20 protein-coding genes are annotated in these 20,400 nt (G+C 57.8%); 9 read left to right on the top strand and 11 right to left on the bottom strand.

The annotated features are described in order from the left end of the window. The first annotated feature begins 25 nt into the window (after positions 1–25). The 6 genes from ABDB81_RS13730 (at position 26) to ABDB81_RS13705 (ending at position 5,347) form a co-directional block, all read left to right on the top strand. Complete coding sequence (locus tag ABDB81_RS13730; protein WP_346811608.1) at positions 26–1,315, top strand: glycosyltransferase family 2 protein; 1,290 nt, start codon at positions 26–28, stop codon at positions 1,313–1,315. A 35-nt stretch (positions 1,316–1,350) separates the two neighbouring features. Beyond that, positions 1,351–2,409 (top strand): hypothetical protein, encoded by a 1,059-nt coding sequence (locus ABDB81_RS13725; RefSeq protein WP_346811606.1) that lies wholly within the window; start codon positions 1,351–1,353, stop codon positions 2,407–2,409. 17 nt (positions 2,410–2,426) lie between these two features. Continuing rightward, positions 2,427–3,491: a hypothetical protein gene (locus tag ABDB81_RS13720; protein ID WP_346811604.1), complete on the top strand. Its 1,065-nt coding sequence runs from the start codon at positions 2,427–2,429 to the stop codon at positions 3,489–3,491. Positions 3,492–3,566: 75 nt separating this feature from the next. Next, positions 3,567–4,193 carry an excisionase family DNA-binding protein gene (locus ABDB81_RS13715; RefSeq protein ID WP_346811602.1) on the top strand — a complete coding sequence of 209 codons (627 nt, stop codon included), beginning with the start codon at positions 3,567–3,569 and terminating at the stop codon, positions 4,191–4,193. Between the two features lie 344 nt (positions 4,194–4,537). Beyond that, positions 4,538–4,816 carry a hypothetical protein gene (locus ABDB81_RS13710; RefSeq protein ID WP_346811601.1) on the top strand — a complete coding sequence of 93 codons (279 nt, stop codon included), beginning with the start codon at positions 4,538–4,540 and terminating at the stop codon, positions 4,814–4,816. Between the two features lie 138 nt (positions 4,817–4,954). Then, the gene (locus ABDB81_RS13705) at positions 4,955–5,347 is read left to right on the top strand and encodes a hypothetical protein (RefSeq protein WP_346811599.1); all 393 of its coding nucleotides are present in this window, start codon (positions 4,955–4,957) and stop codon (positions 5,345–5,347) included. Positions 5,348–5,384: 37 nt separating this feature from the next. Here the strand turns inward: ABDB81_RS13705 and ABDB81_RS13700 are convergent, their stop codons facing one another. The 5 genes from ABDB81_RS13700 to ABDB81_RS13680 form a co-directional block, all read right to left on the bottom strand. Further along, complete coding sequence (locus ABDB81_RS13700; protein WP_346811597.1) at positions 5,385–6,956, bottom strand: IS66 family transposase; 1,572 nt, start codon at positions 6,954–6,956, stop codon at positions 5,385–5,387. Between the two features lie 29 nt (positions 6,957–6,985). Then, positions 6,986–7,336 carry an IS66 family insertion sequence element accessory protein TnpB gene (gene tnpB / locus ABDB81_RS13695; RefSeq protein ID WP_346811595.1) on the bottom strand — a complete coding sequence of 117 codons (351 nt, stop codon included), beginning with the start codon at positions 7,334–7,336 and terminating at the stop codon, positions 6,986–6,988. Beyond that, the gene (locus tag ABDB81_RS13690; protein WP_346811593.1) at positions 7,333–7,689 is read right to left on the bottom strand and encodes a transposase; all 357 of its coding nucleotides are present in this window, start codon (positions 7,687–7,689) and stop codon (positions 7,333–7,335) included. Before ABDB81_RS13690 ends, tnpB begins: the two co-directional genes overlap by 4 nt. Before the next feature lie 660 nt (positions 7,690–8,349). After that, entirely contained in the window at positions 8,350–9,108 is a 759-nt protein-coding gene (locus ABDB81_RS13685) for a hypothetical protein (RefSeq protein WP_346811591.1), read from the bottom strand. Between the two features lie 600 nt (positions 9,109–9,708). Continuing rightward, positions 9,709–10,596, bottom strand: a complete 888-nt coding sequence (locus ABDB81_RS13680; protein ID WP_346811589.1) for a hypothetical protein — start codon at positions 10,594–10,596, stop codon at positions 9,709–9,711. 124 nt (positions 10,597–10,720) lie between these two features. Between ABDB81_RS13680 and ABDB81_RS13675 the strand changes: the two genes are divergently transcribed. Beyond that, positions 10,721–11,203: a hypothetical protein gene (locus ABDB81_RS13675; RefSeq protein ID WP_346811587.1), complete on the top strand. Its 483-nt coding sequence runs from the start codon at positions 10,721–10,723 to the stop codon at positions 11,201–11,203. Between the two features lie 239 nt (positions 11,204–11,442). Here the strand turns inward: ABDB81_RS13675 and ABDB81_RS13670 are convergent, their stop codons facing one another. Then, entirely contained in the window at positions 11,443–12,282 is an 840-nt protein-coding gene (locus tag ABDB81_RS13670; RefSeq protein ID WP_346811585.1) for a Sir2 family NAD-dependent protein deacetylase, read from the bottom strand. A gap of 345 nt (positions 12,283–12,627) precedes the next feature. On the opposite strand from ABDB81_RS13670, the gene ABDB81_RS13665 reads away from it, so the two are divergent. Continuing rightward, complete coding sequence (locus tag ABDB81_RS13665) at positions 12,628–13,830, top strand: hypothetical protein (protein ID WP_346811583.1); 1,203 nt, start codon at positions 12,628–12,630, stop codon at positions 13,828–13,830. A 283-nt stretch (positions 13,831–14,113) separates the two neighbouring features. Here the strand turns inward: ABDB81_RS13665 and ABDB81_RS13660 are convergent, their stop codons facing one another. Both ABDB81_RS13660 and ABDB81_RS13655 read right to left on the bottom strand, forming a co-directional pair. Beyond that, positions 14,114–15,823, bottom strand: coding sequence for a LeoA/HP0731 family dynamin-like GTPase (locus ABDB81_RS13660; protein WP_346811581.1), 1,710 nt, complete (start codon positions 15,821–15,823; stop codon positions 14,114–14,116). Then, positions 15,823–18,030: a hypothetical protein gene (locus tag ABDB81_RS13655; protein ID WP_346811579.1), complete on the bottom strand. Its 2,208-nt coding sequence runs from the start codon at positions 18,028–18,030 to the stop codon at positions 15,823–15,825. Before ABDB81_RS13655 ends, ABDB81_RS13660 begins: the two co-directional genes overlap by 1 nt. A 211-nt stretch (positions 18,031–18,241) precedes the next feature. Between ABDB81_RS13655 and ABDB81_RS13650 the strand changes: the two genes are divergently transcribed. Next, complete coding sequence (locus ABDB81_RS13650) at positions 18,242–18,439, top strand: hypothetical protein (RefSeq protein ID WP_346811577.1); 198 nt, start codon at positions 18,242–18,244, stop codon at positions 18,437–18,439. Between the two features lie 151 nt (positions 18,440–18,590). On the opposite strand, the gene ABDB81_RS13645 is transcribed toward ABDB81_RS13650, so the two are convergent. From ABDB81_RS13645 to ABDB81_RS13635, 3 genes are all read right to left on the bottom strand, one after another. Continuing rightward, the gene (locus ABDB81_RS13645; RefSeq protein ID WP_346811575.1) at positions 18,591–18,731 is read right to left on the bottom strand and encodes a hypothetical protein; all 141 of its coding nucleotides are present in this window, start codon (positions 18,729–18,731) and stop codon (positions 18,591–18,593) included. A gap of 11 nt (positions 18,732–18,742) precedes the next feature. Next, positions 18,743–19,159, bottom strand: a complete 417-nt coding sequence (locus tag ABDB81_RS13640) for a hypothetical protein (RefSeq protein WP_346811574.1) — start codon at positions 19,157–19,159, stop codon at positions 18,743–18,745. Between the two features lie 301 nt (positions 19,160–19,460). After that, positions 19,461–20,396, bottom strand: a complete 936-nt coding sequence (locus ABDB81_RS13635) for a 5'-nucleotidase (RefSeq protein ID WP_346811572.1) — start codon at positions 20,394–20,396, stop codon at positions 19,461–19,463. Positions 20,397–20,400: the final 4 nt, after the last annotated feature.

The raw sequence follows: 20,400 nt of genomic DNA, 5'->3' as shown, positions 1-20,400 counted from the left end.
TCGAGTCTCAGTCAATCCCAAGACCATGGATGCATTCCTTCTACTTACGTTGTCACTCGGCTGGTTGCTGACAATTTTCACCTACGTCATCCCCCTGCTGTGCGTGATGTTCCTGCGGAAAAGTACTTTTCTCAAGAAAGACTACGGCATCCAGAAACGAGTCACCGTACTGCTGCCTTGCTTCAATGAGGGGCCTCATGCCTATGACACCATCAAGAGCATCAGCCAGTCAAACTACCCGACAGGGATGCTAGAGGTAGTGGCCGTTGATGACCGCTCTACAGACGATAGTTGGGAGTGGATTAAGAAAGCGCAGACGGACTTTTCTGGGGCGGTACAGATTACCGCATATCGTCAGCCCAAGAATGCAGGTAAGTATGAAGCGTTGAGCAAGGCTGCCAGCCTTTCCAATGACGCGGACCTCTTTCTATGCATAGACAGTGACTGCTACTTCCATGCTGATGCAGTCCGGGAACTGGTGGCCTCCTTCACGACGGAGAAAATTGCAGCGGTTGGCGGTCACGTCCGTGTGAGTAACGTCAACGATAACCTTCTGACCCAGGCACAGGCCACCGTGTACTTCTACGCCTACAAGGTGATGAAGATGTTCCAGAATCGGCTTCGTAATGTGGCTTGCATCAGTGGTTGCCTGTTTGCGATTCGCAAAGAGGCCTTCTACGAAATCGAGGATGACGTCAAAAAATGTAACTTCCTGGGGGCCAAATTCTCCGCAGGAGAGGACCGCTACATGACTCATTTGCTAATGCTTCGCGGTCACCAAACCGGTGTGAACCTCGATGCCATCTGCTGGACGGAAGTTCCCAGTACGTTCCGGAAGTTCTTCACCCAGCAATGGCGCTGGCGCCGCAGCGGAACGCAAGACTACCTGCTTACTTTGCGTACCTTGATGCGACATTCCCGGAACGTCAACCCTTTGTCTGTGATGAATCTGATGCTGCCTGAGACGGTCAACTATCTCATGCTCTTCACCTTCATCTATTCGCTGGTGTCCGGGGATGCGCTGCAATGGGTGGTTGCCCATCAGTTGTTCACCTACTCCTTCCTGGGGCCTTTCCTCATTCTGATGCACTTCTGGATGAAACAATCTGCACCGGATCAAGTGGTCAAGGGTGGGACGCTAGTGCTGCTTCCATTTATCGCCGGCTGGGCTTTTTGCGGAACATTGACGTGCGCAATGATGGCCATCTTCACGATGGACTCCAGTAGCTGGGGCACCCGGGTTTCGAAGGCGCCTAACGAGCAGTCCACGGACGTACCAAACGCCCTGCTCGAAAACACCCGCCAAATGCCTTGAGCTGTATTCGGATGACGTTGATGACAAGTATGCGCATGATGAAGCCATTGTGTAAGGGTGTTGTCTCCGCTTATGTTTTCGCCTTGCCCTTCATGGTTCAGGCCGCTGAAGGTGACGTCTACTGCGAGCTGTCGGCCGCGCAAGCAGAATCGGAAGCGAGAGTACTGGCGACCCCTTCTGCCTTTGTGAACGTGGGCGACCCTTCGATTTCTAGCCGGATTGTCTCGGCGGGAATTAGTAAAAGTCTCTCGCAGAGTCGTCGAGCGGGTTTGACCCGGGAGTTGGCCGCCGCAGAGTGTGACGTTTATCGTTCAAGCGTGGCTATCAAGAACTCCGTCGAGAGCATTCCTGACCGTATTGAGCAACTGTCCCTCCGGACCCGCATTGCCGGGTATGAGCGGGCAACTGTGCAGGCGGAACGTAACCTTGCCACAGAGAAAGCCTTGCTAGGAGCCCAGGAAGCTACGCTTAGTGAATACACCGTAGCCCAAGAACTTCGCGACCGAACCGCCTTGGGCCTGGCAGCGATGCATCAACGAGCATCAGAGCTGGCAGGCACCGTCGACCCGTCCACTCAAGCAGTCTCCGCGCTGATTACCGAGAACACTAGCGCGCAGGCGCGTGCTGCGTCCTTGGCTGCGCGAATCAAAAGTGCGCGGGGCTGGGATGTCAACGTACTGGTGGGGTACCGTCACGACTTCGGCTCAGGTAGTCAGTCCCCCTTCGTTGGAATGACGGCCACCTACAGTTTTGGCTATAGCGGCGCATCCGCTGCATCTGACCGAGTTGGCGAGCTGACGACGAAGCTGCTCACCGAGCAGCGAGATGGGGGCTTGCAACGCTTGCAGCGACTGCGGCAGATGCTTCACGGAAGTCTTGCGGCTGAATCGTTGCGCAAGCAAAGCCTGGAGGAGCGAAGCACAGCCATCCATATGCAACTGGAACGAGTTGGTTCCCTGGATACGCAAGCGGCCAAACGAGTGCGTCGAAACATGGCCGTGGAGCAGCTGATAACGCGGACAGAGCTCGAAGCCTCAGCTGAGCGCATTCGAGAAATCAACGCCTGGTTGTCAAAAGACTCGCGCTTTCAGTAACACAACGAGAAAAGAAGATGATTGCAGCCCTTACCAGTAAGTTTCAGTCCAAGATGCTTGTTATCTATCGGCTGGTTTCGTTTGTCGTTCTGATATCCATCATCGTCGGCATCTTTGGTTACATCGGTCTCCTGATTTTCTATTTCCAGAATGAGAATTGGGGTGCTCCGCTGATCATTTCGCCGACACAGGAACGCGTGCTTTCATATCAACCACAAGTGACGCAGCTAAAAGGTCAGCTGAGCAAGCAACGCGCGGAACTGGCCGACCTCACCAACCAGCTACGAGTCAAAAAACAGGGCCTCCAGGACCTGGATGCTTTGCTTGCACGCACAGAGTCGGCGCAAAAAGTGGCGATTGCGAATCTGACCAGGGTATCTAGCAGCCTGAACAAACTGGCGACCGAGAAATCCGCAGATATTGCTGATACCGAGCGGGCACATCAACAGCTCAAGGCAATGATGGCTACAACGGACGCGGAGCTGAATGCGGGGCTCATCTCCAAAGAAGATGCCGCCTCCCGGAAGATTACCCTGCAAACTTCGGCCAATTCGCTGACTGACTCGAAAATTGCAGGGGTACAGGTGCGAGTCAACGCCAGCCAAAGCGGTGCGATTGCCTCAACGCTCAAGGGTGCAGCGGTTGACCTGGAGACAATGACGACTCTGGGTCAAACACAACAGATGGTGTTCTCGCGTATGCGACTGGAGACTGAACTCAGCGCAGCGGAAGCCAATATCGGTGTGCTGCAGTCGAGCATCAAGGATACGGAACGAGTTCTGGAAGTCGCTATGCAATCGCCTTACTTCAAGGCTTTGACGCAGCGCGTCTCCGTAGCCTTTGTCCCTTATGAAAACAACGACCGGGCCAAAGTCGGAGAGCCTGTGTTTTCCTGCGTACTGCAGGTGTTGTTCTGCGCTGAAGTCGGACACGTTACAGCTACGTATGTGGCAGAGGAGTATGCCAAGCATCCCTTGTTCCGTTACGACATGAAGGGCAGGCTGGTCGAAGTCAAATTCAATGAGGACGAAGCCAGCACAACCCGAGTTGTCTTCTTCGGTCGCAAACCGCTCATTCTTTGAACCTTTGCGCAATACCTGTGCTGCCACAAGGTGCCTCAACGGCCACACGTTCCTTTGTCTGCTGGCAGCCACCGCATGCCCCACCGCTACGCAGCGTTCGCAGGAGACTTCTTTAGGATGGGAAAAGATACGTTCATCAGCACTCGAGAAGCCGCTGCATTGCTTGGCGTCGCGCTGGGCACTGTACAGCGCATGGTGGATACTGGCGAGCTAGAAGCCTGGACCACTGGCGGCGGACACCGACGCATTTCACGGGATTCGGTGATGCGAGTTCGGGAATCGGTCACGCCGCTGTCACGGAAAAAGGTATCTGTCGCCCACAAATGGGAATTGGACCTTGTTTTAGCCAATACTGAGGCGGGTCAGTTTGAGGAAATGCAGAGTGCGGTGCGGCACTGGGGAATGCCCTTGCGCGTGGCCACTGCTGAGGACGCACTGGACGTGGCCGTCCTTTGCACCATGCGGCGGGCCAGGATGGTGCTGATGCAAGTGGACGCGGCCAAAGCAGAAGCAATTGCAGCCATCCGCAAGCTGAACATACTTCTGAAATCCCAGGGTACAGTGCTGGCTATTGTTACCAGCGAAGAGTCCTATGAGGCTGTGTGCAATGGCATCACGCACCTCGGCACTCCGGCATTCATGCGCACGTCGAGTCTGGATGAGCTAAAGGGATTCGTCAGAGCTCAGTTGATGCAGATTTAAGCTTTTTCCGGTCTAGGCTACAAGCCGCGAGAAGTAGAAAATCCCGCCATCATGACGCATCCAATGTCTCGGTGCTTGGCAATAACCAATTCCCCTTTGCGCCTCCCGCAAGGGGTTTCGCTTTGGCACGCGGCGCGGCGAAGGAAGCAGCACGTGTTCAAGGCCGCGTCGTCTTGAGACACCAACTGCCTGATGACTGGATGATGATGGTGTCTGCATGCACTAGACCCTGCTACAGGAGGCCTGCCCATCCAAGCCGAAAGTTCCGATGGCGCGAGTATGCCTCTGTTGCGTTGGTCGTCTGGACAAGAAACTGACCACAGAGCCAACCACATAGGAGACCCATGCCAGAGTCAGGTATCTTGGTTGCGTTGCAGGTCGACTACGTTCGTATCGCACGCTATTCAGTGCGGTACCAACTTAAGGACTTACCAACACACCAAGTCATGATTGCGCCCAATCCTCGGTCCGGCCTGGTCGGGGAGGTCAGGGCAAGTCAAGAGGGCGATAGCGTCACCGTGACGCTATCCGAGGATGGCAGCCACATGCTTGACTGGGAAAACCACACCGAAGCTGCCCTCTGGAAAGAGTTTCCCGGCACCTGGGGAGAGATGGACGACTAACGAAATTGGGACTAATCATAGGCTAGACCCATCGAGCAACACCACGGCACCCAAAGACACCAACCTTTTCCTCTTCGAGACGAGAACTGTCTGGAATAGCGTCTACTCTGCTGGTTATCAACTAAGCTAAGACGCCTCATGAACGTACACAACGGTTGGAAGCAGTGGAAGTACTTTGACGCAGAGACGGAAGTGGAAGGCGAGGTGATTGACGTTGAGCGCTACGTCACCGTCCTCGAGAAGGCAGGCGGAACCGAAGCCTATTTTCATAGAGATGGGATTACTCCCTGCATCGACATCGTCGTCGCGTCGCTTGTCACGCCACGTATGGCCATTCAAGTTGGCGCCGCGCTGGAACGTGCGTGCGGGTATCCCATTCGAATGCTTTCTCTGAAGCCACATGCGATGGAGTTTGCAGTCGAGGGACGTTTCCTGTTGCCGGATAGCATGGAGTACCAAGTCGGCCATTTCTCCAACTACGGCGAGCGGATTTCGACGTTGGCATCTGCGTGGTCCATTGACCAACAGTAAGCGATGCGCCAGGGCCGTCTTGACGTGGCCAGTGAGGTTATGTGCGCGAGGGAAGCTGATTAGCAACGGCCCACGGCATGAGCTCGTCGACTCTGTTGATCGCATGGTCGGCAATGCGTTCCAGGACGAAGCGTAGGTAGGCTTCGGGATCGACGTTATTGAGTTTTGCCGTTCCGACCAAGCTGTAGATGGCGGCGGCACGATCACCGCCCGAGTCCGCGCCAGCGAACAAGTAGTTGCGCCTGCCGATGGCGACGCCGCGCAGTGCGCGTTCAACGGGCAGATTGTCGATTTCCAATCTACCGTCGTCGCAATAGCGGGTCAGCGCCTGCCATCTGTTCAGTGCGTAGAGGATCGCCCGACTCGTATCGGATTTTTTGGAGAGTGTCTCCAGCGTCGCCGCCAGCCACGCGCGGAGTTGCTCTAGCAAAGGCCCCGCGTGCTCTTGCCGGTAGGCCTGACGCTCGTCAGGCGGCTTGCCGCGGATCTTTTCCTCGATTCCATACAACTCACCGATACGCTGCAGGGCCTCGGTGTTCAGCGTGTTTGGGCGAGCGACATACAGCTCGTAAAACTGTCGCCGCGCATGTGCCCAACAAGCAGCTTCGGACACCCGCTGGCTTTCATAGATGGCTTGGTACCCGCCGTAGGCATCGGCTTGGAGCGTGCCTTTGAATGACTCCAGATGGCGCTGCGGATGGATGCCTTTGCGATCCGGTGTGTAGGCGAACCAGACCGCCGGAGGCGTCATGTCGCACGATGCACGATCGTCGCGGACGTAGACCCATAGGCGTCCAGTTTTCGTCTTACCGTTGCCCGGTGCAAGCACGGGGACTGGCGTATCGTCGGCGTGCAATTTCGAAGCGGCCATGACATGACGGCGCAACACCTCCACAAGAGGTTGCAGCAACGCTGCGCTGTGCCCCACCCACTTTGCAAGCAACGATCGGTGGAGCTCAACGCCTTCGCGGGCATAGATAACCGATTGCCTATAGAGCGGAACGTGGTCGGCGAACTTCGACACCAATACGTGGGCCAGCAGACCAGGGCCTGCTATACCCCGATCAATTGGCCGGCTTGGGGCCGGTGCTTGCACAATAGTGTCACAGCAAGAACATGCGAACTTGGGTCGCACGTGGCGAATGACGCGGAAGCTCGCCGGCACATACTCGAGTTGTTCGGCGATGTCCTCGCCCAGCGGCTTCATTGCCCCCCCGCAGTCTGCGCAACGCTCCGCAGACACGGGCAGGTGCACCTGGACGTCGCGCGGGAGATGCGAGGGCAACGGCTTGCGCTGTGCCTGCTCGGGCAGTACGCGCGGAGCACGGCCAATCCTGACCGGTGCTGCACCCTCATCCGCCTCGAGTTCTTCCAGTCGTAGTTCGAGTTGTTCGATCTGGTGGTCCAGCTTTTCCGACTTGCGGCCGAACTGCATGCGACGCAGTTTCGCGATCAGCAGCTTCAGGTGTTCGATCTCGGCCTTGCTCGTCGCGATGGCGCATTGCTGAGAGTCGACAACATCCTTCAACTGCTTGAGCTTCTCGTCGCGTTCGCGCAGGAGGTTCTTGAGAGCCTCAATGTCGTCGGGAAGGATGTCGGCAGAAGTCATGCCGACAGTCTAGGCGCCGGTGCCGAGGTTTACAACGCCGAGATAGGCTGTGCAGTGCGTGTCGGCTGGCGCCAGTCGATACCTTCAAGAAGCATCGAGAGTTGGGCCGGACTCAGGCACACCGTACCGCTCGTTGCATGTGGCCAGATAAAGCGTCCCTTCTCGAGCCGTTTCATGAGCAGACACATTCCATCGCCGCTCCACCACAGGACTTTCAGAAGGTCGCCGCGTTTGCCGCGGAAGACAAAGACATGTCCACTGAATGGGTCATGTTCAAGAACGGTCTGAACCTTTGCAGCAAGGCTGTTGAAGCCGGCTCGCATGTCGGTCACGCCCGCAGCTAGCCAGACCCGCGTGCCCGCAGGTAATCCCAGCATCATGGCACGTCTCGCAGACTGGCCAGAACGACGCGCAATGCATCGAGGTCGGTCGGACCTTCAAAGCGTACGTGAAGGGCTCCGCGTTCAACTATGACGGCAGATCGCTGGGTGGACAACGGTGCGATTTGTACAGGAAGGAACGATTGCTCTGGCACTGGCGCCAATGGCCCCGGCTGCGCGCGGCTCGCTTGGTCACGTCGCCACTTAGAGACCATGTTCGCGTTTAGCCCATGTTCCTTGGCGACTTCCGAGATTGAGCGCTCTGGATGGTTGGCCTCGGCGGCAACCATCTCCCGAAACTCCCTGGAGTAGTTCTTCGAGCCCGGCCGCCGGCCGCGTCCACGTGCTTCCATATTTGATTCCCACCAGATCTGGTGGGAATCAGAATGCCTGCGCAACCCTCATGTGACCAGACGGCCTTCCGGACACGCTTACGACCAACACGAAAGTAGCATCTGATTAAATCCAAAGGACCTTCGACCGAAACGAACCCTATTGTGAGTGCGAGTTACGAACGACTACTTTTTCTCTGCGATACCATTCGCTTACCCTCTCCACGCGAGGCCGATGTCCGACAATTGATCCGGAAGCCGCAGACGAGGTTTCCCGCGCCGAACTGGACAGGGTCAGAGATGCTCTGGCAGGACATTTCGACAATACGCGTCTCGCTGGGACGTTGGATGAACTGGTGAAGTTCTTTGTCGATGCATCGCTCAAGGACGGCTCCTTTGGTTTCCTTCCTTCTCAAGGCGGAGCAGCCGTATTTTGTTCTCACTGCGGCCGGGCGACTTGGCTACTCATGGAACATGACCCGTTCAAGCTGGTTCTACGGCCAGACGTACCAAGACGCGCTATTTCGTGTGTACAGGTGGGCGTCAGGGAACATGGGGCAAGCTAGAGCGAGTAGGTAGGGAAGTGGCGGCCCGGCGTCAGCCCCCCATACCCACAGAGGGCATGTCACCCCTAGCCCTTAAGCGTGTGGCCACTCCATCAGCCAACAGCGCGCAGTTGGCTCAGTTACCCTCTTTACCATCCAGGCGCCGCAGAAGCTCTTCCGCGCTAACGATAGTCCACCCTTCCGTATCGGACTCCGCGTCGAGCAGCGCATCAACGAACTCCGCAGTCTGTTCGGCGTCTCCACCAAACGACAGTTCCCAGAGGGCACCATGGATAATCTGAGCGAGGGATGGCGCCACGACCACGGTGGTTAGGGCGTCCCGATGGCTACCCTCGTCAACACCGCTGCCTGCCATGAGGGATACCTTGCTGTTCAAACGCAGAGGCAAGTTCAAGAGCTCTGCCAACGGGCAGTACATGATTGACCATCGGATTCTGGTTCCTGCCTTGTACTGCATGCCGCCCTCGAGCTCGACGTCTTGCCTTAGTACGTGGCCGACACCGGCAATCGAAAGGCGGTGGCTTACGGTAAGCTCGCCGGCAGTTTTTTCCCAATCCGGCGTTAATTCGAGGTATTCGATACTCTCGCCATCATACTCACCGGTGTAAGGAGCCGCGCTCCTCTTCTTTGCTTCCGCCAGGTATTCGGCCGCGTAGACTCGCGAAAACACTTGAAGCAACGTGGGATTGAGCTCAAGCAGCGAGAAGATGTCCCGGAGGTAGATATCCCCTTCAAATCGTACTGCATCCATCAGGTATGCAGCGGCATCTGCTGTCACCTCGGAGCGAAGATACCCCTCATCTCCTGTTTTTTCGTCGAGCCCCCAGCCAATAAACTCAAGGCGGCCTCCGGTCTTAAGGACAAGCCCTCTCATATGGTCCTTCCGAAAGTAGTCCGTTGAATGAAGATTTGCTCTTAGCTCTCGAACTTCCCGAGCCCCCCACGTACCGCATCGGTAGATGTTGAACTAGGAACAAGAAGTTGGCTACGACGGGAAGGGAACCATCATCGCCCTTGTCCACATCTGCACTGCGCTCGTCCTCCAGTACACCAATCGCTCCCTAGCTGAGTATCCAACTCTTGCAGGACCTCCAGCGCACGACCATCTAGCCAGCCCCAACCCGTACCTCGGATTGATAAATGACTCGCGAGCATTGATGCGGATGACCCGAGGGCCATCCGCTTACTGAAGCTCCGCACTGTCGGCAGACCCGTACCAGCCCCAACCTCGACGACAACGAGCGCTTCCGCAAGACCCAGCCACCCTTGCAGCTTCTCGACTTGTCGTTCGGCGGATTCGGCATGCCACGTCAGAATGTGCGGACGAGCCAGTGCTCCACAATTTGGACAACGTGGCATGGGCCCCTTCAAGAAGCAAGCCTCTGCGTCGACTTCTGGCACGTATCCGCCTGCCGACCAAACGACTTCCGGACAATGTTCTGTGGATACCCGTGACATTCCGCGACTAGGTGCCTCAAGGGAAATCGAATATGAGTTCCGATTTGCTTGCCCAAAGCAACACAACGTCAACTTCTCGGCAGCGATAGCCCTCAAATTCTGGCAGTGGTTTGATTTGGCGTGCAAGCAATACCCCTGCACTAACTACTTCCGCCTTGTTAGCGTCTCGCAAACCCAAAAACTTGTTGGGGTCTGACACGCCCAACTCCGAGTTCACCGAGCCAAAGTAGCACACAGACCGCGCCGCATGCATGTCCGGCTTGATAACCTCGAATCCCATATCACACAGTCCATGGAACGCTGTCGTCAAGCCTACCCCCAATGTCTCTGATGCCTCTCGACCAATCGCCAGGAACTCGGAAGGCTCCTTTTCTGCCTCGAATTGTGCTTTCAGAGCACCCACTCTGCTGGTCGTTTCGCCTACAACTGGCGTTGCAAAACTCACCAAGTTCTTGGCAATCGTCCTCATGTTGAAGAGTCGTTGCTTACCGACCTTTGGACGCACACCAGGATCGCCCCCAGGAATCGTCATAGCTCTTCCTGCCGCCTCAGCGAAGGCCTTCGCTGAACGCCCAACCAGCTCATAATTTTCGTCTGCGTTCCAACTGTTTCCAGAGTGTCGCGTGTAGGATATCTCCCAGTCGGGGTCCGCCATTTCCTGAGCGGTCGAGGGGAAGAAGCCTTCCTTCCACATATAGGCGTACTTCGTGCCAAGCTTGTTTGCTTGCATTGCCGAGAATAGCGGCTTGTCCCCGAAGAGTTGCCAAACTTGGGCGATGATGTCGCCATGCACAGAACCTCGGTAGACGCGCTCCGAAGCGCTCTTCAAAGCTTCGACAGCTTCGTTCGACCTCGAGAGTAGCTTTTCTCTGAGTTTGTAATAAATGGTTGGAGTGAGAGCCATGGAGATGTAGTTAAGGATTGTGTGCGTACGTTAGGCTGTTGCTATCGTTCGATTATTACACGCGGGTGACCCAAGTCTAAACTTCATTCCGCCCCGACATGAGGCCATCGACGAGGTCTTCTCGATGTATCGCAAAGCGATCGCGAGAGATATTGCAAGCGTCATCCAGTCGAGACGAATCTATAAGTCGATGAGCCTTGACCTGCAGCAGCATGCGAGCGACGAGCTGATATCGCTGATCAACACGAAGTTCACGTCGCTAAAGCATGAGGACAAAGAGGCGAGGCTTCGTGATCACCTCCGTTCCGCAGGGGTGATCAAGGAACGGATGAAGGCGTCGATACATGAGACGCTTTGTGCCGCGGCCGTCGAACTTCCTTGCGGCCTCGATGATGTCGGACAATTCGTCGACACTACATTCGAGAACATCGACGAGATTCTGTCGGGGCTTCGTAACGAAGACTACTCACATGCCGAGCGTTTCGAGCGAATTGAAGATGAGCCCGTAGCGAGGGACGATGCCAGGGAGTCCAATTCGGGTGCAGCCGGTGGCTGGTTCAGGAAAAACGGACTATTCCGATGGTTTACCGCTGGCGGAAACCAATAGGTGCCCCGCAAGTCTTTCATCGAAGCGGCCCGTGCCAACACCATGGACGCCGTCGAAAAAGTCAGTCGCTGGTCCGGGCGCGACGGCGCTATTTGACCTGCATCTGCCGCCGGACACCACCAGCGTCAATGGTGACACGGTCTAACTTGCGGATGAGAAGTGGACCTCACGGTCACGCCTCCGACAGCGCAGCCAATGGAATCGCCCATATCCGCGACAGGCGATGTGCGAAGCGGCGATCACGAACCGTTGACTTGCATCTCTCGGTCGATCGCCGCCAGCACCTCCAGCGCCGGTCCTTCGATACCCATCGAATTGGCGCCGCCTCGCGCTCCCCATTTTCCCGGATTGATCCGGATGAATCGCTTGGCCACGCGCTCACCAAACCGGCGAACAGTAGGAATCTCCGTTCCCGCTCCCAACTCAATTACCAGAACTTCCGAGACCTGACGGCGCCAGGCATCGAGCCGGGCCCGCGACGCCTCGGTGGAGGCTTCCAGCCAGCCATAGTCTTCGAACATCAGGATATTGGGGCGCGCCATGCCGCCGCACGACGGGCACGTCGGCAGCTCGTTCGTGAGCCGGCATCGGCTTTCATCAATCTCCGGTTCGAACCCATCCGCCGACCATAGCGCCTCGCAACACGGCGTCAGGCATTGCATCCGGTGAATCGAGCCATGGCACTCGTGGACCTGCTCCGCTTTGAATCCGGCCCGTTGGAAGTGCCCGTCAACATTGCTGGTGAACACCCATGCGCCCTGCGGCATCCGATCAGCCCAGCTTCGAAGTATGTCAAACCCGGCATTAGGCTTCACGCGACGGTACATTGCCAGACGATGACCGTAGAACCCCCACGCCGTGCGCGCAAGCTCCCCCTTGAAACTACTGGGCGAGGCGATGTCGTAGAACGTCATTGCCTCGGCCCGGAGCGCCGGATAGGCGCGCCAGAACCCCTCCTCGCCCCGAAAATCCGGCAGACCGGAATCGACACCCATCCCCGCCCCAGCAGTCACGATCATGGCTTGTGCGGTCCGTACCCATTGGGCTGCGAGCCTGAGCTGATTCTGATCGATGGGCATTCCGTATTCCTCTCCCCCTTACCTGTCATGGCTCCGATACCGTCGGGGGCGTTAGTCGGGTTCGGAAAGCCTGATTCCCCGCATCTTCGATGTGCTCGCGCGGTGCCAGCAAGGAGCGTCAGGGAAGCCACGATGTTAGCCGCCGATCTGAGCATGTCATGCGCAGATGGCCAGCCATCGTTCCCATCTGAAGCCGCACGATCTCATCTGACGGCAGCTCCATGCCTAAAGCCATGTAAGACGCATGCCGTTATTCCGTTTCGACTCGTCGTGCGCACGAAGATCTACGGCCCGGCCCACGCAATAGATCAGCGCATGCCCCCACCGATCTACCGTACCTGACCAATGCTCAAGCAAGACTATCTCGAAACCGCGCTCGTCCCGGAGTTTGTTGACTACCTCGCCTCAATTCTCAGCGGCAAGGCGCCGATCGACTTTGAGTACCGCTTTCATAGCGCTCACACGCCGAGCGGGTACAGCGACGGTTTCGGACTCACGGGGACGGCACAAACGCTCGAGGACCTCTTCGACCGGTACTATTGGAAGCGCGAGTACTACGCTGCGAACGCGGACAAGCTGCTGGGGTTCCAACGCCAACTGCGGTCTGCGATGGGCGGTGACCTCACCGGGGTTCACCATGCGGTCGCGCAAATCATGGACTGGGGACTCAACCCGTCCGCGGCCCAGGCCAACAAGGCCTGGGCCGCTCAGCAAGGAGACCAGCTGCCGGCTCTGCTTGAGGCGGGCAAGCGTGCGCTCGAATCCGCCGAGCCCGACTACTCGATTTTCCAGCAAGTACGCATGAATGCGGGCTTCACCAAGGTCTTCTCGCTGTTGTGCGACGGCATCATCATTTACGACGGCCGGGTAGGCGCCGCATTGTGCTGGCTTGTCCGGCGCTTCCTTAAACACATCGGATATGCTGGGCCTGTGCCGAAGGCGCTTGCCTTCCTCTGGGCACCTGGCCGCTCGGCACAGTACCGCAACCCGAGCGGAGATGGATTCGAGTTCGATTGCCTGACCAGCGATGCCTCCGCCTGGGCCCGCGCCAACGTCGAAGCAAGTTGGCTACTCGAACGGGCGCGGGTGGCATCCGGCGCGCCGTGGTGCGCCGGCGCCTCCGGACTACGAAACATCGAGTGTGCGCTGTTCATGCTTGGCTATTGCCTGCCTGTCGGTGAGGCCACGCGCCGGCGTGGTCGCACCGGCGCACCGCGCAGGGACGTTCAGGACGCTGTTTTGCCTTCCAATCACATCCGTTTTGAATACGCACCGGGTTCCTTCGACGTCGACGAACTCGAGCAATGGGTCAGGACACTGGGACGCGGCTATGTGATCATCGGCGGCCTCAATAGGAATTTCGTCGAGCACGATCGCCCCGAATCGCTGGATTACTGGCTGCGAGCGCGATGCACTCGGCGGAATGTGAGGCAAGCAACAACTGCGCTGGTGGAGCGCCTTGTCGCCACGGGGCGATTCCGCCTTGAGGCGAAACGTTGGCCTGGTGAGAATAGGCAGCGCAAAGGGCTAGTCCTGACGAACCCTTAGAAGCTGTTGCGAAATTACACATAGGGTCTGTTTAGACGACGAACTGTGGTCACTCATCGAACCGTTGCGGTCGGCGCGAGCACCACGCAATCGGCAAAGCCAATGCTGGCCGTGTCCGCACCGTAACCGTGGTCGGTGATCCTGGTGCGGATGTCGATATCCCTGTCGCCTGGTCATCTCCGCAGACATTCACGGAGACGACCGAGTGTAGTTCGGCACAGGAAAGGCGTCGAACTACTCTAGCGCTGGATAACGCCCGACCACTTCGTCCGACGCGACCAGATTAAGCGGCATCCAGCATCCGGAATTCGGTATCGATCGCTTTGCCGGACTCGTGCCAGCGCTGAAACTGCTCGCGCTTCTTCTGTCCTTCTGCCACGCTCTTCTTGATGCTGTCGACGTTGCCGCTGAGTTCGACGTACTCGGGGAAAAACAGTACTTCGAAATCGGACCCATCGACGAGCGCCATCAGTTCCTTGCGCTGGGCCTCGAATTTCTCTACCGTGGTGACGATCATGTCGCGGAATGCCTGCTGGCGTTTAGCTTGTTCCCACGAATCCCAAAGCTCAAGCGCCAGCCCGAAAGCAGACAACAATCCGTTGAGCCCCTTGGCAAGGTTGACCGCGCCCCAAGGTTTGAACTTGAGCATTTTTCCCAGATCTAGGCCGACGACCTTCGCGGCGCCCACCAGGCCGTCACGCGCAGCCAGCACCGACGTATTGTTGATCAGGCCACCCTTGACCACGTAATCGATCCCTTGCTTGCCGTACGCACGCACCGTGGCGTTGAAGTGACTGACCTCGGCATTCAGCCCCACGGCCATCTTGCTTACCTCGATCTTCACCGACTGCGTCTGCAATTCGAACGCATTCTGGATGTTGGCGTTGAGCACGATCCCCTCGGCGCCGATATTGCGCTCGAAGAATTCGGCGAACGTGTCCATTGTTTGCCCACGGGCCTGCAGGATCAGGTCCGTAAAGAACTCACTCACAAAGGTGCGGAGTCCCGCTCGCACGTCCTTGATGCGTCCCTGCGCCGTAACGAGTTGTCGCTCAAGCTGCGCGTTCATCGATTCCAGACGCGTCACCTCCTGTGCAATCTTTGCGTGATTCTGCACGGCTACTGGCAATTGCTTGTTCAGCACGTCGCGGACGATACTGCGCCTGGTCTCGTCAACCACCGCGTCAATCCCGCCGGCCCCCGAGACCTTCTCGGAGGTAGCGTACTGCAACAGGCCGATACGCGACAGTTCGCGGAACGTCTCGAGATTCTGCAGCCAATGCTCGGTACCCATGTCAAACGGGTTAGCCGCCACGGCGACAATCGCCAGTTCCTTCGCCTCGGCATCGTTAAGCCCGATCAGGTCTCGCAGGCGCTCCGTCACGTTGTCCTTCTTGACACCAAAATGATGGACGTAGTCCCGCTCGTCTTCCACATCGGCTACCGCATCGAAGCGGCTCAGGACGAACACCGTGCGCGGCAGAAGATTCAGTGTCCGGAACAGCCACTGCAGTTCCTGGGTGTGGCTTTCCTTTATGGGATTGACCGGGTCCATCACGTAGACCACTAGATGTGCCTCGCTAACGTACTTGCGGGTCAACTCCTTGTACTTCTCGATGGAATTGGTTTGTGCGTCGATCTGCTCCTTGAAACCGAACAGCCCCGGCGTATCAATCAGCTGGCAGTCTGGACTTACCTCGTAGACAGTGACCGCATTCGAGGACTCTTCCTGGCTGATCTTCATCGTCGACTTGTCGAGCCGCTCCAGCCAGGCCGCGGCGATTGCGGTCTTGCCTTCCGAAAATCCACCCACCAGCACCACTCGCAGCTTCGTGTCCTCGACACTGCGGATCGCAGTGTCGAGCTTCGTCTTCACGTTCTGGTCGATGCTTATCCCAAAGCCCTCGCCTTGTGCAAGAAATGCCTGCAGCTCCTGCAACACCTTCAGCGTGCCAGCCTGCTTTTGCTTAAATGATTCGAGCGTCTTTTCCATTACACCGTTTCTCCTTCGATCTGGCGGGACAGGCGTTCAAGGTTCGTGCACACCGTTGTCAGCACCGCATTCATCTGCTCGGCCTGCTCGACCGATTCCTTCACCTTCAGGCGAATTTCGTCGATACGTTCGCCAACACGTACCCCCACCTCCTCGCAACTCTGTTTGAGCGCATCCTTCATGCGGTCTACCGTGCGATCCAGGTTGTCGTTCGCCGCCTTTCGTTGCTGCGACTTCTTGTAGTCGCTGTCAAAGAAGCCCCATACCGCCTTGGCGATACTGACCACGAGTGTCAGGCCGCCAAGGGCCAGCGACACCCACCCGACAGGGTTCCAGATCATCATCAGCCCACCCGCGAGGGCCGCAATCAACGGCATGTACTTGATGCCGTTACCGAATTGGAAGTCGAAGCTGACGTCATCGCGCAGCGAATCTGCGTCGACGCCGCGGAAGGCATCCTGCAGCTGCTCCACGCGCTGCTGGAAGCGCCCCATCGTTTCGGCAACATCGTGCTGGAGCCTTTCGAGTTGCTGACGCATGGCATCTGGCAACTCGGATTCCAGCGTTTCCTGCGCGCGACGCATGATCCGTTCGAGTCCCTGCTTCAGGTCGTCATTGTCGATTCCGTCCTCGATACGCGCGTAGATCTTGCGGCGCACCTCGTTCTCGAACTTCTGGACCGCTTCCGTTGCTCGGTTCAACAGCGCTGGCTTCAAACCTGTGACAGCAAGCTCCAACTGCTTGTCCACCATGGACCAGTCTTTCTTGATCCCCGCAGCGAGCGGAGCAAATTTGTCTCGCTGGAGCAACGTGACCTTGCCCGAGGCCGATTTGATCGCACTGCGAACCTTCGCCACGTTCGCAATACGGATGCGTGCCTCGCTGTTCTCGACCATGGGGCCGGTCAGCCAGCCGGCCAACGCCTGAAAGCGCGATTTTTCAAGGAGTTGGGCAGGCGTCAGCTTGTTCAGGAACTTGGCGCGGTTCCGGGCGATGTCCGAAGAAGGAACCAGGCATTCAGCCACTGCGTAGAAGGCCGGCAACGCGCTCACAACACGGTGGCCCTGATAGCGGTTCTCTCCCAGTTCTTCACTCATCGTGGCGTCGAGTGCGGCCAGACCTTCTCGCTCGCCCTCGTTCACGAGGCTTTCTCCCTGAAGTTGCATCGGGTTGTTCGCGGCCTTGTTGAAGATTGTCCAGACCTCGGCCTGGTCGCCCAGGTGGTTACGGATCTTCTCCAGCGTGCCGGTGCCGCCATCATCGGCGCCCGTTTGCGGCGGACTGGGCTTTCTCGTTACGTAGAGCACCGCATGCGCGCCCCGCACAGCATCCAGGATCTGCTCCATCACGAGTGCTTCCGTGCCTTCAATGCCTGGCACGTCCAGCAACTCGAAAGCCTGACCACCAACAGTGAACCGGTACCCTTGCGTTTCACGCGTGAAGTCGGACTGCCCTGTGCCGATGATGCCCCCGTCGGCAAACGGTGTAAGGCCATCAAGGGCGGCCTGCGCCGTTGCCAGCCGATCCTTCAGCTCCTGGTGCGCGCGCTGCAACTCGGCGTGCCAGGTATCGCGAGCCAGCTTTTCGGTGTCCTGCGCGATTTGCACCGTGTCGCGCTGTTGCAACTGACGCGCCAGCTCCAGTTCCTCCGGCAGTTTGCTGAACTTCATCAGCAACTTGCGCCAGAGCGACATCGCGCGCTTCTTCGCGACAATTTCGCTGCTTAGCCTGTCTACAAGCTCGTCCAATGTTCGCCGAACCGTCTCGACTTCGGCGTCGCGCTGCGCGGCTTCCGCCCGCGCTGCATCCCATTGCCTCTGGGTTTCCTCGAGCGACGTCCGCAGCGCGGCAAACGTCTCCTCGCTGAGTCCGAGTTCGGCCTGCATCTTCCGAAATTCCGCGCGTGCGTCGGCCTTCGTCCGTTCATTCAACAGGATGCGCAGCGTCTCAATGAAGGTCGACTTGCCGGCGTTTGTCTCTCCATAGCATGCGATCGTGAACTTGTCCCAGCGCGCCGCGCGCCCCAGTGCGCTAATGTGCTTCACCAACTCGGCACGAATGGGTTCGATGGTGGCCCTGGCTTTCTCCATGGCCTCCGCGAGCTGGCGATCACTAACATCCCCGCCGAGCTTCTTCAGCAGCCCGTCTATCTCGTCTTGCACCGCCCGGTGCATGGTTTCCGATGACTGATCGGTAGTTCTTCGCATGGTGATCCCTGTCTTCGCGCGTGAGACGCCCAAACATACGTTCACGGCAATCCATCGCTAAAATTAAGTGTCGGTTCCAACGTCGGCAGGCATGATCACGCCCACAGTACGCCTGGATCTACGCACGAGATGAGCAGATGTGCCTTCGTGTTCGGTGCTCCGGACGATCGCCCGGAGGATTCGGAAAAGTTCGCCCCCCGCCGATACTGCCGTGCATATCACGCGCAGCCTGAGTTGGATACATCAATCCCTGGTCCCCGGCACACCGAACACCGTCGGCACGATCGACACTTTGGTTGATGTTTTGCAATTGACCATTGAAGCGGATCTGAACTTCACAGCTCTGCGGATCGATGCCCGTTCCAGCGTCGCAGCGGCCCGAGCATGCGCAAGAGGCTGCGAATGGTGAGGCTTTGTTCCGGAATCTGCTCACGCATATCAAGCCGCCCCGTTCTAATCGACGCCACTCCCCAAGAACGATTTTTTTACCCTTCGCCCTATAGACAATGCAGCACAAAGCAGGCCAGGCGATGGCCCTGGCCTGCCCGGACGACAGCTCCCTAGTGGATCGTTTGCGACAGCATTTCCAGACTGGCGAGCAACTGTTCCGGCGTCAAATTCGCCGACCATTCGCCTGACCGCTCCTGCTCCAGAATCAACACCGCCAGTTCCGGACTGATCCGGTCATCATCCTCCTGCATCTTCTGTCCTTTTAGAACGATTCCGCGCGCCTTTCCCAGTATCCAGGCTCGTCATGGTGCGCGTTTCGCATGGCCAGAGTAAGCTGCAGCACCCAGAACCGCATCTTCGGCAACCGCAGCGCGCCGCCCGGATACTCCAGGTATTGCTCCAGCTTTATATAGGCGTCATTGTTCCTGTCGAACGGCGTCGCGATGTAGATTGAACCTCGATAGCCTTCCACCATCCATTTGTCACTGGCCGTTTCGCCACACGGACACCACTCGTACCCGTTGGCGTCCAGCCAGGCGACCACCTCCTTGCGCGACGGATTTTCTTCCCATCGCTCTTGCACGCGGACGCCGGCCGTGTCATCCAGAAACGTCAGGTACAGGACATCGCGCCCCGCTTTGCGCGCGATCGCGTCGATATGCTCAGTCAGTTGGGGCATGGGAATCTCCGAAACAATCACCGACGAGTACACGTGCTACCGCGATCGGGCCTGGTTTCACTGTGGAATGAAGTGGCCCGGAATGGAGTCGTACCGCGCTTCCACGCCATCGCACTGGTGCGACCCAGCCAACCGATGATGAACTGCAATCTGCGTACGTCGTGCGCGGCTAAAGAACCTGCATCAAGCCCTAGCCAAAGAAGACCCTCGCACGCGCAGGAGCAGAGATCGCCGACTTTCTTGCGCGGATTCCAAACCGCAAATCTGCACAGAAGGCTGGAGCGAATCGACGGATACGGCGTCAAGTGGCGCGCCGATTCGCGATGCCGAACGGAATGTGGACCATCGGGATGTTGCCTACCTCCGAGTGCAGGTGGCCAATCTGGTCATCGAAGTAAATGTGCGGTCGCAGCGCACCCAGGATGCGCGCCTTCTCCATGCCCCCGAGCAGGAACGCTTGGTCGGGTATCACGCCCCAGCTCTTCAGCGTGGTCACCATTCGCTCGTGGGCCGGTGCATTGCGGGCCGTAACGATCGCCATACGGACCATCTTCCTGTATGTGGGATCTTGCGCCAACCGTTCCTCCTCCAGTTGCCGCAGGGCGTCCAATTGCCGGAACAGGTTGGCCAGCAGGCCGGGCTGGTGCGGAATCTCGCGGCGGCTCAGTTCGTGCGCCTGGAACTCGCCTACATCGTTGTTCCGCTTGAACACAGACTCTGATTCATCGTCGGCGATGACCCCGTCAAAGTCGAACGCCACGCGCAGTTCCATGTCTAGTTCGTCGTCGGATACCGTTGAGGGCAGCACCAGCCCGGCCGGGTAGTTCGAATCAATGGCATCGCGTACATCCGCCTCATTTGCTGTCAGGAACAGCGAGGCGTTGAAGGCAGGGATATAAGGATGCGGGGAACCGCCCGCCATGAATGCCGCTCGCGAGATGTCGAGCCCATAGTGTTCGATGGAACGAAAGATCCGCAGCCCCGTTTCCGGAGAGTTGCGCGACAGCAGCACCACCTCTACTGGCAATTGGTCGGGAAAGGCCTTGTTGATGCCGAGCAGCCGCCTGATGAACGGAAATGCCACTCCCTTGGCGAACGGAGTGTCGAGCTTGCGCTCCTGATGCAGTCGGTAGGCCTCGACCCCTTCATTCCGATAGATATCGTCAGACTCGCTCAGGTCGAACAGCGCACTGGACGCCACACCGATGACCAGCTTGTTTTCAATCGGATACGCCATGCTT

Origin of the sequence: Cupriavidus sp. DL-D2, assembly GCF_039710735.1 — a bacterium.
Classification (GTDB): Bacteria; Pseudomonadota; Gammaproteobacteria; order Burkholderiales; family Burkholderiaceae; genus Cupriavidus.
This window is presented reverse-complemented; position numbering and strand designations above follow the sequence as displayed.